The organism is Aeromonas sp. 95A, assembly GCF_051919235.1.
Lineage (GTDB): Bacteria > Pseudomonadota > Gammaproteobacteria > Enterobacterales > Aeromonadaceae > Aeromonas > Aeromonas veronii.
Window position 1 is genome coordinate 1658194 of record NZ_JBQBFC010000001.1, and the last position, 12623, is coordinate 1670816.

General features: G+C 61.0%; 12 protein-coding genes. 6 read left to right on the plus strand and 6 right to left on the minus strand.

What is annotated here, in order from left to right:
* Positions 1-151: 151 nt before the first annotated feature.
* From ACTG2U_RS07290 to ACTG2U_RS07310, 5 genes are all read left to right on the plus strand, one after another.
* A complete protein-coding gene (locus tag ACTG2U_RS07290) occupies positions 152-664 on the plus strand; it encodes a MarR family transcriptional regulator (RefSeq protein ID WP_005349886.1) in 513 nt (170 codons plus the stop codon).
* A gap of 1 nt (position 665) precedes the next feature.
* On the plus strand, positions 666-1721 hold the full coding sequence (locus ACTG2U_RS07295) for an HlyD family secretion protein (protein ID WP_439974290.1): 1056 nt from the start codon (positions 666-668) through the stop codon (positions 1719-1721).
* Positions 1711-2808, plus strand: coding sequence for a DUF2955 domain-containing protein (locus tag ACTG2U_RS07300; RefSeq protein WP_439974291.1), 1098 nt, complete (start codon positions 1711-1713; stop codon positions 2806-2808). The genes ACTG2U_RS07295 and ACTG2U_RS07300 overlap by 11 nt, the downstream gene beginning before the upstream one ends.
* A gap of 174 nt (positions 2809-2982) precedes the next feature.
* On the plus strand, positions 2983-3747 hold the full coding sequence (locus tag ACTG2U_RS07305; protein WP_416033847.1) for a substrate-binding periplasmic protein: 765 nt from the start codon (positions 2983-2985) through the stop codon (positions 3745-3747).
* A gap of 142 nt (positions 3748-3889) precedes the next feature.
* The gene (locus tag ACTG2U_RS07310; RefSeq protein ID WP_005338437.1) at positions 3890-4246 is read left to right on the plus strand and encodes an MliC family protein; all 357 of its coding nucleotides are present in this window, start codon (positions 3890-3892) and stop codon (positions 4244-4246) included.
* Between the two features lie 56 nt (positions 4247-4302).
* On the opposite strand, the gene ACTG2U_RS07315 is transcribed toward ACTG2U_RS07310, so the two are convergent.
* The 4 genes from ACTG2U_RS07315 to nrdD all read right to left on the minus strand — a co-directional run bounded on the left by ACTG2U_RS07315 (position 4303) and on the right by nrdD (position 7840).
* Complete coding sequence (locus ACTG2U_RS07315) at positions 4303-4695, minus strand: TonB family protein (protein ID WP_005349872.1); 393 nt, start codon at positions 4693-4695, stop codon at positions 4303-4305.
* Positions 4696-4871: 176 nt separating this feature from the next.
* Positions 4872-5042 carry a YqaE/Pmp3 family membrane protein gene (locus tag ACTG2U_RS07320; protein WP_005343870.1) on the minus strand — a complete coding sequence of 57 codons (171 nt, stop codon included), beginning with the start codon at positions 5040-5042 and terminating at the stop codon, positions 4872-4874.
* A gap of 57 nt (positions 5043-5099) precedes the next feature.
* Complete coding sequence (gene nrdG, locus ACTG2U_RS07325) at positions 5100-5609, minus strand: anaerobic ribonucleoside-triphosphate reductase-activating protein (protein WP_425858562.1); 510 nt, start codon at positions 5607-5609, stop codon at positions 5100-5102.
* 113 nt (positions 5610-5722) lie between these two features.
* Positions 5723-7840, minus strand: coding sequence for an anaerobic ribonucleoside-triphosphate reductase (gene nrdD, locus ACTG2U_RS07330; protein WP_439974292.1), 2118 nt, complete (start codon positions 7838-7840; stop codon positions 5723-5725).
* Between the two features lie 444 nt (positions 7841-8284).
* On the opposite strand from nrdD, the gene ACTG2U_RS07335 reads away from it, so the two are divergent.
* Complete coding sequence (locus ACTG2U_RS07335) at positions 8285-9259, plus strand: ABC transporter substrate-binding protein (RefSeq protein WP_021229152.1); 975 nt, start codon at positions 8285-8287, stop codon at positions 9257-9259.
* An 81-nt stretch (positions 9260-9340) separates the two neighbouring features.
* Here the strand turns inward: ACTG2U_RS07335 and ligA are convergent, their stop codons facing one another.
* Together ligA and zipA are read right to left on the minus strand one after the other, a co-directional pair.
* Positions 9341-11347, minus strand: a complete 2007-nt coding sequence (ligA, locus tag ACTG2U_RS07340) for an NAD-dependent DNA ligase LigA (protein WP_279485943.1) — start codon at positions 11345-11347, stop codon at positions 9341-9343.
* A gap of 99 nt (positions 11348-11446) precedes the next feature.
* Positions 11447-12616 carry a cell division protein ZipA gene (gene zipA, locus ACTG2U_RS07345; protein WP_236272511.1) on the minus strand — a complete coding sequence of 390 codons (1170 nt, stop codon included), beginning with the start codon at positions 12614-12616 and terminating at the stop codon, positions 11447-11449.
* Positions 12617-12623 lie beyond the last annotated feature (7 nt).

A 12623-nucleotide genomic window follows, 5' to 3' on the forward strand; every position in this document is an offset into this window, starting at 1 on the left:
GATCAGCCCCGAGAATAATATCAGGGGCTCGAATGCTGCTCGCCCTCACCAACGAAAGATCCGACCAGAAACATGATCAGCATCACACTATTTACTTAGCCTGCTAAACAAGTATGATAGTTAGCATGCTAAGTACATTGAGGATGAGAAGATGACGGATCTGGAAAGGTTGCGCGAGCTGTCGCTCGCCGAGCAGATAGCGCGGATGCACCGGCTATGGCGTACTGCCGCCGATCTGGAGCTGGCTCCCCTTGGCCTCACCCATCCCCGCTGGACCGCGCTGTGGAAACTCTCCCGCATGGGGAACCATGTCAGCCAGAAGACCCTGGCCGAAGCCCTCGAGATAGAGCTCCCATCCCTGATGCGCACCTTGGGCCAGCTGGAAGAGCAGGGACTGATTGAGCGCCACTGCTGCAGTCAGGACAAGCGGGCCCGCATCGTCTGCGTGACCCCGGCTGGCCAGACCCTACTCGATCAGATCGCCGACCGCATCATGAATATCCGCCGGGAGCTGCTGGGGGGCATCGACGAGCAGACCCTGCAACTGTTTGAAGCCACGGTGCAGCGGATCTCGGCCAACGCCCTCAGCAAAATTGAACAACACCACGACCGACAAGCCGGAGGCGATACAAGCCCTCCCGAGACCGACACAGAGAGAGAATAAGATGACCCCGGATCAACAATTTACCCGCTGGATCAAATGGTCCATGGCGGGCTTTGCCACCTTGTTTGCCTATTTTCTGATAGCCGACCTGCTGATGCCCCTCACCCCTCAGGCGATGGCGACCCGGGTGGTCACCAAGCTGGCCCCGCAAGTGAGCGGCAAGGTGGTCGAGGTCGCCGTTCACAACAACCAGCAGGTCAAGAAAGGAGAGCTGCTGTTCAGGCTGGATCCAGCCCCTTTTGAACTGGCAGTGGAGCAGGCCCGCCTTGCGCTGGCGCAGGCAGAGCAGCAGAACAGTGAACTGGATGCAGCCCTGACCGCCGCCGTTGCCGAGATCAACGCCAAGGAGACCCTGGCCAGCCAGAAGTGGCGCGAGGCTGAGCGGATCGATGCGCTCTACCAACGTCACATGGTTTCGCTGCAACAAAAAGATGAGGCTGACAGCGCCCTGCGCAGCGCCCAGGCCAACCTGCGCGCCAGTCAGGCCAAACTGGCCCAGATCAAGGCCAGTCGTGGCGTGACCGGTGAGGACAATCTGTTGCTGCGCCAGGCCCGCAACAAGCTGGCGCAAGCGCAGCTGGCCCTCTCTTACAGCCGGGTCCACGCGGATCAGGATGGCACCATCACCAACCTGCAGCTCAAGCCGGGCAGTATCGCCAGCGCGGGCAGCCCGCTGCTGGCGCTGGTGTCGGAACAGGTGGACGTCATTGCCGATTTTCGGGAGAAGAGCCTGCGCCATGTCGGCGAGCAAACCCGCGCACTGGTCGCCTTCGATGGCGAGCCGGGTCAGATCTATTCTGCCCGGGTGAGCAGTCTGGATGCCGGGGTGAGTGCCGGTCAGTTTGATGCCAACGGTCGGCTGGCAGCGCCGGTCGAATCGGATCGTTGGGTGCGGGATGCCCAGCGGATGCGGCTGCACCTCGAGCTGGAGCAGCTCCCCGATCATCTGCCAGCCGGGGCTCGGGCCACGGTACAACTGCTGCCGGACAATGCCCTGACCGCCATGCTGGCACGGGGCCAGATCCATCTGCTCAGCCTGCTCCATTATGTCTACTAACCACGCCACTCACCCGTCGGCCAATACCGCCGCAGCACACCCCGCCAGTGTTGCTGCCACCCACCTCTGGTATCGGCCCCTCACCGGCAACGAGCTGCGCCAGTGCCTGCGCATCGCCTTTGGCTGCACCACGGGCTTTTTGCTCTGCAAGCTGTTTGGCTGGAATTACGGGGTCTTCTATACGGTCACACCGGTGCTGCTGCTGGGGATGGTGCCGGTGATGAATGGCCATGCCGCACGCCAGCTGATCGCGGCGGCGGTGGTCTGTGGTGTGGAGGTCGGGCTGCTGGGGGGGCTGTTTGGCAGCCATCCGGCGCTGATGACCCCTATCGCCTTTCTGCTGTTTCTCTACCGTTTCGCCGCCATGTCGCGGGGCAGCCTGTTTCTGTTCGGGGCCAACGGGGTGCTGAGCCTCAGCATCATGCTGCACTTTGCCAGCTATCCGCAGACCGACCTCAACGACCTGATCCTCAACAATATCTGGGCGAGCGTGCTGTCGGTGCTGATCGCTTACCTGATGACCATGCTGATCCCGGATGTGGAGACCAGACCCAAGCCAGCCTCGGCCCCCAAGGCGCCGCACCGGATGCGCCATGAAGCCCTGCTGGGGGCCACAGTGGCCACCCTGTCGTTTCTGGTATTTCAGGTGTTTGACCTGCGCGACTCCATGTCTGCCCAGGCCACGACCCTGCTGGTGCTGTTCCCCATGCACTGGAACGGCGCCCTCAGTTATGCCCGCAAACGGGCGATGGGCACCTTGCTGGGGGTCACCTTCGGCCTGCTCGGCCAGCTGCTGCTCTATGACTGGTCAGGGCAACTGCTGCTTGTCGCCCCGTTACTGTGGCTCGGCGCCATGCTGTTCAGCCATGCCCACGTCAAGGAGGCAGGCGGCTCCGGGGTCGGCTTTGGCGCCCTCACTACCCTCGGCATCCTGTTTGGCCAGTACCTCACTCCGGGCAACGATCTGGTGTTCAGCGCCCTCTACCGGGTGAGCAGCATACTGTTTGCCATCGTGGTCACCCTGCTGGCCTGCTACCTCGTCCACCGGTTGCTCAACCGCTTCGAGGCGACCCGCTTCGGTTATTGATTTCCTGTTGTAAGCACTGTTGTCAGCCCATGGATGAGCTCTCTTTCGCCCCGTCGCCTGCCGGGGCGTTTTTTCTCTCGCTCGTTGACTTCCCTCACCAATACTCCTGCCACTACAAGTCAGCGCAGAAGTGTGGCTATGCTTGTAAGGCTGCTGTCGATGAGGTGCACACTTATGGTTCCGTTGTTAAAAAAATGGCTGGTTTGTCTGATGCTGTTGGCTACCAGCCCGCTCGGGGCCACCTCGCTTGTCATTGGTGCCGAAGATGACTGGGCCCCCTACTGCGAGCGCGACAAAGACAATGAGGATGACCAGCCCCACGGACTGGCGCCTGAGCTGGTCAAGGCGGTGTTCGCCGCCGAAGGGATCGAGATTGTCTTTCGCACCCTCCCCTTCGCCCGCTGCATGCACGATGCGAAAAGCGGCAAACTTGCGGGGTGCTTCAACGCCACCATCACCGAAGAGAACCGCTACCAGTACCATTGGCACGATACCCCCATGTTCGAAGAGGATCTTGCCATCTTCGCCCTTGCCAGCGACCCGCAACGGGATCTCAAGCTCACCTCGCTGGAGGGCAAGCGGGTGGGCATCACCCTCGGCTACACCTACCCCACCGATTTTATGGAGAACCCCAGGATCACCCGCTTTCAGGCCAAATCCGATGCCCAGATCCTCGAGATGCTGGTGCGCGGCCGGGTCGACTACATCCTGATGAACGGCATGCCAGGCTACCTCAAGATCCAGCAAAAACAGCTGACCGGCAAGGTGGTCAAGGTTGGCAAGCTCTCCACTGATGGCTTCTGGCTCGCCTTCTCCCGCCACCACCCGCAAGGGGAAGCGCTGGCCAAACAGTTCGAGCAGGGGCTGCAGAAGATCAAAAACAACGGCATCTATGAGACGCTGATCCGCCAGTTTGAAACCAGACTTGGCCTCTACTGATTGACGATGCCTTCCTGATAGCGCCCCCTCATACTCACGCGGTATGACGGACAGCCAGCGACGCACCGAATGGCCGTGCGGATTGCACAATAACGGCAACCTGTTAGGCTCACGCCCGTATGACACCAATGGAGCTGTAATCATGAATAAGGTACATATGATGGCCGCTGGTGCGCTGGCCCTCGGCCTGCTCGCTGGCTGCAATCAGGGCAATACCCTCTCAGTCACCGGTGGCGAACCGGTCAGTTACCAGTGCGAGCAGGGCAAGAAGGTGCAGGTGCGCTACTTCTCTCTCTCCGACGAGAGCCTCAACTTTATCAAGCTGTCACTGCCGGACGGCAAGGATTACACCCTGCCCCAGGCCATTTCGGCCTCCGGCGCCCGCTATACGGACGAACATGAGGCCGTTTGGTGGAACAAGGGGGATGAGGGCTTTGTCGAGCTTCGGGATCAGGATGGCGAGTGGCAGACCGCCTACAACGACTGCAAACAGCAATAAACGTGACCCCGGCCTGGCCGGGGTCTCTCTTTCTCTGCCATCAGAGTGGTGGGGGATCAGTTGATCTCGATCTCGAAGCGGTTGGTTACCTCGACCGGAATGGCATCCGGGTTGCCCTCTGCCGGGCTGTAGCGGATCCGCGAGAGGGTCGCCAGCGCGCTCTGCTCCAGCTCGCCGGGGGGCTCGGCCGCCACCACTTCCGGCTTGACCGGCGTGCCGCTGGCGTCGATTTGATAGCGCACTTCCACATACCCCTTGACCGGTTTGGCTGGCAGGGCGGGCTCGTCATTGCCAAGCCATGACCACTGCTTCTCCTGAACCCAGTAGCTGGACAACTGCTCGAGAGGGATAGCGATCGGAGCGCGTTCGTGCGCCACCTCCTGACGGGATGAGCACCCCAGCAACAGTGTCACTGCCAGACCTGACCATACTGCGACTTTCCAATTCATGTAACGCTCCTTGTTCTTTGCCGGTGCTTGTTGCCGGACTGCGGGACGCTCAACGCGGCCCGCTTGGTCAGTCACCCATCCTAACGAAAAAGTATTCGTATGAACATGAACAAAAAGGCCAACCCCGAGAGGTTGGCCCTTTTATCGTCAATAAGCTCACTAACCAGCCGAAGGCATCAGCCGCGCTTGTCGCTTACCACCAGCCAGAGGGCATGAACCATGCCGGGCAGACCGCCCAGCAGGGTCAGCACTATGTTGATGAGGAAGTGGAGGCTGAAGCCTACCTGGATAAAGGCGCAGACCGGGGGGAGAAAGATGGCCAGCAGGATCTTGAGCAGATTGTTCATCGGGATTCCTCGTGTAAACAGCGCTTGGGGTTGGCCTAACCATAAACACCCAAGGCCTCAACTGCAAACCAGACAGGGGATCCGCTCTCCTCCTTTCCGCCAGGCGTTGAGGTCGTGAACCATCTGGTTGCTGCTGCCGCGCCAGAGCAGACCGGGATCCGCCAGGGCCTTCTCGAACCTGCCATCCACCAGCACGTCCAGCAAGGCCACCAGCTCCCGCTGGGCCGGGCTGAGATCGGCCAGCAGATAGCCGGTCCAGCACCAGATGTCCTTGCCGGGGCACTCGGCCCGCACCCGCTTCACCAGCGCCAGCACATGCGGCACGTTGGCGGGGTGGAGCGGATCGCCGCCGGAGAGCGACAGTCCGCGCCGCTTGATGCGCGTGTCTTTGAGATCGTGAATGATGCGATCGCTCATCGCCTCATCGAACGGCTTGCCCCCATCGAGCCGCCAGGTGCTCTGGTTGTAGCAGCCGGGACACTGGTGCTCGCAACCCGACACGAACAGGGTGGCGCGGGTGCCGGGGCCGTTGATCACATCGACCGGGTAGTACTGGTGGTAGTGCATTCGAGTTCTCTGGGTTAACGGCCAACCCCCTCCCAACCTCCCCCTTCGAAAGGGGGAGGAGCTTCTTTGCCCCCTCCCCTGCCAAGGGGAGGGCTGGGGTGGGGTCTGCTCGCTTACATATGCTTGACCCTGCGTTTGACCTCTTCCTGCTTGCCCGCGTTGAAGGGGCGCGCATCCGGGCTGCCGAGATAGCCGCACACCCGGCGGGTCACCGACACCTTGGCCGGGTCGTGGTTGCCGCAGCGCGGGCAGGTGAAGCCCTTGGAGGTGCACTCGAACTCGCCGGTGAAACCACAGTCGTAGCACTCGTCGATGGGGGTATTGGTGCCGTAGTAGGGCACCTTGTCATAGCTGTAGTCCCAGACATTCTCCAGCGCCTCCAGGTTGTGCTGGATGTTGGGGTACTCGCCGTAGCAGATGAAGCCGCCGCTGGCGATGGGCGGATAGGGCGCCTCGAAGTCCAGCTTGTCGTAGGGGTTCACCTGCTTCTCCACGTCCAGGTGGAAGCTGTTGGTGTAGTAGCCCTTGTCGGTCACCCCGGCCACCACGCCAAACTCCTTGGCGTCGATGCGGCAGAAACGGGTGCAGAGGTTCTCGCTCGGGGTGGAGTAGAGGCTGAAGCCGTAGCCGGTCTCCTCCTTCCACTCGTCGGTGGCCGCCTTGAGCCGCGCGATGATGGCGATGGCCTTCTGGCGCAGGGTCTCGCTGTCGAACAGGTGGACGTCGGTGCCATAGAGGGCGTTGATGGTCTCGTGTACCCCGATGTAACCCAGCGAAATGGAGGCGCGGCCATGTTTGAAGATCTCGCTGATGTTGTCGTCCGCCTTGAGGCGCACCCCGCAGGCCCCCTCCATGTAGAGGATGGGAGCGACCCGGGCCTTGACCCCGTCCAGGCGCTTGATGCGGTACATGAGCGCTGTCTTGGCCACCCGCAGGGCGGCATCCAGTTTGTCCCAGAAATCCGCTTCATCGCGGGATTTCAGGGCAATGCGCGGCAAGTTGAGGCTCACGACCCCCAAGTTGTTGCGCCCTTCGTGGACCAGCTCGCCATTCTCCTCGTAGGCACCGAGGAAGGAGCGGCACCCCATGGGGGTCTTGAAGGAGCCGGTCACCTTGACCACCTGGTCGTGGTTGAGGATGTCCGGGTACATCCGCTTGGAGGCGCACTCCAGCGCCAGCTGCTTGATGTCGTAGTTGGGATCGCCCTGCTTGTGGTTCAGGCCATCCTTGATGGCGAACACCAGTTTCGGGAAGACGGCGGTCTTCCTGTTCTTGCCAAGGCCGGCGATGCGGTTGCCAAGGATGGCGCGCTGGATGAGGCGCGATTCCCAGCTGTCACCCAGGCCAAAGCCGAAGGTGACGAACGGCGTCTGACCGTTGGCGGTGTGCAGGGTATTGACCTCGTATTCGAGGGACTGGAAGGCGTCGTGGCACTCCTTCTCGGTGCGGGCCATGGCATAGGCATCCACGTCCTGGATCCCCCACTCCTCGGCCACCTCCCGATGCTTGTGCCAGCTGATGGTCACATAGGGTGCCAGCACCTCGTCGATGCGGTTGATGGTGGTGCCGCCATAGATGTGGCTCGCCACCTGGGCGATGATCTGGGCGGTCACGGCCGTGGCGGTGCTGATGGATTTCGGGGTATCGATCTCCGCATTGCCCATCTTGAAGCCGTGGGTCAGCATCCCTTTCAGATCGATCAACATGCAGTTGAACATCGGGAAGAAAGGTGAGTAATCGAGATCGTGGAAGTGCAGATCACCGCTCTCGTGGGCCTGAACCACATCACGGGGCAGCATGTGGCTGGTGGCATAGTGCTTGGCGACGATACCGGCCAGCAGGTCGCGCTGGGTCGGGATCACTTTGGAGTCTTTGTTGGCATTCTCGTTGAGCAGGGCGGCGTTGGTCTGCTCGACCAGACCGCGGATCTCCTGCGCCAGACGGCCGCGCGCCTCGCGGGCCTGATCCCTGTCGTGACGATATTCGATATAGGCACGGGCGATGGCCTTGTCGTCGGAAGCCATCAGGTGGTTTTCGACCCGGTTCTGGATCTCGTGGATATCAACTTCACCACGCCCTTCCAGCTCCTGACTCACCGCATTGGCAATGCGGGAGGCGAGTGCCGGATTGGCCTGATTGACCGCTTCCGCCGCTCGGCTGACCGCCTCTGCAATCAGCTGGGCATTGAATGGTGCGCGACATCCGTCACGTTTGATCACAACCGGTTTCATGAATTTTCCCCGTTAAAAGGCCAGGCATTTGCCTCTGGCTCACCCTTGTTGGGCCCCCCTCCCGGCATCTCATCCTGGACGCAAATAAATTCAGCCGAGGCTTGACAAGCCTGGGCTGAAGATAGGAGGGGAACAGCTTATACACAGCTTAATAACACAACATATAGGGATTAAAAACGAATGCGTCCCTATATGTGGTGTCTATTAGGCACCAAAGTGCAGCCTCATTTCTTGATCCAGAACAGGTTTTTCAGCGAGCGGGACAGTTCACGACCAACCCAAAAGAGACCCACTCAAGTCCAACCTCAAGCGGGGTGCGGGCTGGCGTCCGATCCATCAACCCGAAAAAAATCGCCCCCCGCCGCACCGGTTTCGAGATGACAGCGCCAACGAAAACCGCCCATACTGAACAAGAACTCTCTCCCCCTCGACAAGGGACAACCCATGCGCACCTCCCTGCTATTGCTACTGCTATCCACCCTCTCTCTGCCGCTCTGGGCCGCCAACATTCTGGTGATCAGCAGCTACCATCCCGAATACCTGTGGGACCAAAGCTACAACAAAGGGCTGCTCGATGGCTTGCAGGGGGAGCACAAGATCACCCACTTCTATATGGATACCAAACGCCATCCACGGGAGAAGTTTGACGAGATCGCCCAGCAAGCCATCGCCTTTTATCTGAAGAACAAACCGGATCTGGTAGTACTGGGGGATGACAACGCCATCAACTATCTGGCCAACGAGATAGCCTCGCTGGGCACTCCAGTGGTCTTTCTTGGCATGAACGAGAATCCGCGCCTCAAGGGCTTTGTCGGCCACCCCAAGATCACCGGCGTGCTGGAGCGCCCCCTGCTCAAGCGCAACATCAGCGAAATAAGCCAGATGATGGGAGGGCTCGACAAGGCACTGGTGCTGTTTGATTCCAGCAATGTGGCCCTCACCGCCATCGAGGATGAATTCAAGACCCAGACCGAGCTGCGAGTCGGCCAGACCAGGATCAACAGCCAGCTGATGGGGGATTACAGCCTCTGGCAGGAGGCGGTGCTCAACGCCAAGAAGAACGGCTATCAGGCAATCTTCCTCGGCCTCTACCACACGCTGGTCGATGACAATGGCAAGCATGTGAGCGAAAAGACTGTGCTGGAGTGGACCAGCGCCAACACGCCGGTGCCGCTCTTCTGTTTCTGGGAGTTTACCGTCGGCAAGGGGATGGCCATCGGCGGGCTGGTGCTGGACGGACACGATCAGGGGATACAGGCAGCCAGCCTCATCAACACCATACTGGCGGGCACCCTGCCCCGTACCATCTCCCCGCGCGCGGCCTTACGCGGCGAATATGTCTTCAGCAAGAGCGAGCTGGCCCGCTGGCAGCTCACCGTGCCCGACAAATGGCGCCACAAGATCCTCTGGCGTGAGTGACCACCCAAACAAAAAAGAGAACCCGGCCATGCCGGGTTCTCTTTTATCAGGAGCTGCGGTTAGCAAGCTTGGTGAGGGCTATCAGCCCTGCAACGCCTGTTGCAGCTCCTCTTCGGTCCAGATGGTAATGCCGAGCTCCTGCGCCTTGGTCAGCTTGGAACCGGCCGCTTCCCCCGCCACCAGCACATCGGTCTTGGCAGATACCGAACCCGCCACCTTGGCCCCCAGCGCCTGCAATGCCGCCTTGGCGTCGTTGCGCGACAAGGTGGTCAGGGTGCCGGTCAGCACGAAGGTCTTGCCGGCAAAGGGTTGCTCCGCGGCCTCTTTCTTCTCGATAGCCGGCCAGTGGATGCCGGCAGCCAGCAGAGCCTCCAACACCTCCACGTTGTGGGGCTGACGCAGGAAGTAGTAGACATGCTTGGCCACCACATCGCCCACATCGGCCACTTCGAGCAGCTGCTCCACCGAGGCTGCGCGCAGTGCATCCAAGGTGAGGAAGTGGTTGGCAAGGTTGAGCGCAGTCGCCTCCCCCACTTCGCGGATCCCCAGGGCAAACAGGAAACGCGGCAAAGTGGTACTGCGCGCAGCATCGATGGCGGCTACCAGATTGAGGGCCGATTTTTGCCCCATCCGCTCAAGACCGGCCAGCTGGATGGCATTGAGGCTAAACAGATCGGCGGAAGTCTTCACCAGTCCCTTGTCTACCAGCTGCTCGACAATCTTGTCGCCAAGGCCGTCCACATCCATGGCGCGACGGGCGGCGAAGTGCTTGATCGCCTCCTTACGCTGCGCCTCGCAGAACAGGCCACCGGAGCAGCGGGCAACCGCTTCTCCTTCCAACCGCTCGACCGCAGAGCCACAGACCGGACACTCGGTCGGGAAGAGGATCGCGCGGGCGTCGCTTGGGCGCTGCGCCTCCACCACGGCGACGATCTGCGGGATCACGTCCCCTGCCCGGCGCACGATCACGGTATCGCCGACCATGACGCCAAGACGCTCGATCTCGTCGGCGTTGTGCAAAGTGGCGTTGGAAACGGTCACGCCGCCGACAAACACAGGTTTTAGCTTGGCCACCGGGGTCACGGCACCGGTACGGCCAACCTGAAACTCGACGTTCTCAAGCAGGGTCATCTCCTCCTGCGCCGGGAACTTGTGGGCGGTCGCCCAGCGCGGGGCGCGGGCCACAAAGCCGAGCTCCTCTTGCAGAGCGATAGCATCCACCTTGTAGACCACGCCGTCGATCTCGTAAGGGAGCTCGCCACGGCGGGCCAGAATGTCGTCGTGGAACGCCTGACAACCGTCAGCCCCCTCTTTGAGTTTCACCTCGGGACTGAGCGGCAGCCCCCACTCTTTGAGCTGATTGAGGCGACCAAAGTGAGAGTCACCGAGCAGCTCGCCGCCAACACCGACACCGTAAGCGTAAAAGCTCAGGGGACGGCTGGCGGTGATGCGTGAATCGAGCTGACGCAGGCTGCCAGCAGCGGCATTGCGCGGGTTGACGAATACCTTCTCGCCTGCGGCCAGCGCCTTGGCGTTCATCGCCTCGAAACCGGCCTTGGGCATAAAGACTTCGCCACGCACCTCCAGCCGCTCGGGCCAGCCAGAGCCCCGCAATGCGAGCGGAATGGCCTTGATGGTACGCACGTTCTCGGTGATCTCCTCACCGGTAGCGCCATCGCCCCGGGTGGCCGCCTGCACCAGCTGACCATTTACATAGAGCAGGCTCACCGCCAGACCATCGAGCTTGGGCTCGCAGCAGAAGGTGAAACGCACGTCACGCTTGAGGCGATCGCTCATCCGTTGTTCGAACGCCTGCAACTCTTCGCTGCTAAAGACGTTGTCCAGACTGAGCATGGGGATCTCGTGGCGCACCTGTTTGAAGGCGGTCAGCGGCTGACCGCCGACCCGCACGCTCGGGGAGGCCGGGGTTTTCAGCTCGGGATGCTCGGCCTCCAGCGCGATCAGCTCGCGCATCAGACGGTCGTATTCGGCATCCGGCACTGTGGGGTTATCCAGCACATAGTACTGGTGACCGTATTCGGTAAGCAGTTCACACAATTGACGGTGGCGGGAGAGGGTGTCGCTCATGAAAAAGTCTCGAAGTGTGATTGAACATACGGCCGGGGTAGAAACAAAAATGCGGTACCAGGGTACCGCACTTTTTCTTCACTCGACCCGCATGGCGTATTAGTCGCGACTGGCCTCGTAGGCAGCCAGCTCGTGACGGTAACGGGCAATGGTCTCGTCGCTCAGCGGGCTGCGATCCATATCTGTCAGCATGGCATCGAGATCGCTGGCCAGCTGATCGGCAGCCTGCAGCATGTCCTCGAAGGCAAACGCGGCATTGCTGCGCAGCGGCAGTTGCATGAACAGGGAGACACCCGGCGTAGTGAACTGTTCCATCCGGTACGGGTTGAAGGTACCCGGCTTGACCATATTGATCATGGAGAAGAGCACTTCACCCTTGCCGTTGGGATCTTCGTGACGGTGGAAAATATCCATCTCGCCAAACTTGAAGCCCAGCGCCATCAGGGATGAGAGCAGGGTCGCACCTTGCAAGTCGTGACCCGGACGGCCCATCAGGTTGATGACATAGACATCCTGCCAGATCTTCTCGACCGGCTGGGGCGCCATGCGCGGCTCTTCCACCACAGGTGCAGGCGCCACATAGGCTGGCTCTTCATAAACAGGCTCGGGAGCCACATGACGGGGCTGCGGCTGATATTCCGGCTCGGGAGCACGCACCGGTTCGGCACGAACGGTGTCAGCGGTACGGACTGTCTCTGCACGGGCACCAAAAGTCGGGGCGGTCGCGTAAGCGGGCTCGACCAGCGGCTCGTCGTCCAGCGACTGCATCATGGGCTCGCGCAGGGGACGGGAACGGTAGACCGGGGTACGACGATTGACCTGAGCAGGTTTGCGCACCGGCGCGGCGGGCGCCTCGTCGATCTCCTCGGGCAGCGGTTCGTCGAACGCTTCCTCCTCTTCATAGACAGGAGGCGGCGGAACCGGGCGGGCAGCAGGCTTGCGCACTACGGGCGGCGGCAGATCGTCCTCGTCATCTTCATCATCAAAGGCGGGGACGGCAGGGCGACGACCGAGTTCCGGCTGGCGGCTCTCTTCACTGCGCAGCTTGGGCTCGGCACGACGGCCACCACTGACCACACGTACCTGGCCGATGCCATCGCTGTCGAAGGCGTCGTTATCACGATCCCGCGACTTGGAGTCCATCCGTCCAATCGGTTTCTCTTTGATCGGTGCCTGACGATTCTTTTTGTTGCTCCACAACCCGTGAATGAGCAATGCCGCAATAGCAATACCGCCCAGGGCAACCAAGATGTAACGCAATTCCTGCATTAGCTGC